The organism is Bacillus sp. SIMBA_008, assembly GCF_046535495.1.
GTDB lineage: Bacteria > Bacillota > Bacilli > Bacillales > Bacillaceae > Bacillus > Bacillus subtilis.
Window position 1 is genome coordinate 1 of the sequence record NZ_JAWRWL010000225.1, and the last position, 310, is coordinate 310.

Here is a 310-nt window from a genome sequence, read left to right on the forward strand (position 1 = left end):
CTTCAACGGGTATGGCGCTCAAAAAACAGTGGATCAGCGGAAATGGGTTTTGGGACAAAGCCCTTCTTTTGTATGAAACACTCTTCGCCGAATCGCTGGACAAGCGTTTCAATCAGTGGCTTAACACGTTGGGGGGAGATATCGGATGAATCGCGAGACCGGTTCAATCGCCGCTTTTTTGTATCAGCAGTGCGGTGTGCCCGTATATGAAAATGAACTGCCTGAACAATTTCAGGTGCCGTCACTTTACATCCCGCCCCCGTATGCTTTTGACGAGAATGACACAGTCTCCACCTTTAAGAAGACATAC

Annotated in this window: 2 pseudogenes; both read left to right on the plus strand. The window is 48.4% G+C overall.

The features are described 5' to 3' along the window. Nucleotides 1–149: pseudogene (locus SB658_RS22935) on the plus strand (HK97 gp10 family phage protein); the annotation flags it as partial. Next, nucleotides 146–310, plus strand: a pseudogene (locus SB658_RS22940) (phage portal protein); the annotation flags it as partial. The pseudogenes SB658_RS22935 and SB658_RS22940, both read left to right, overlap by 4 nt.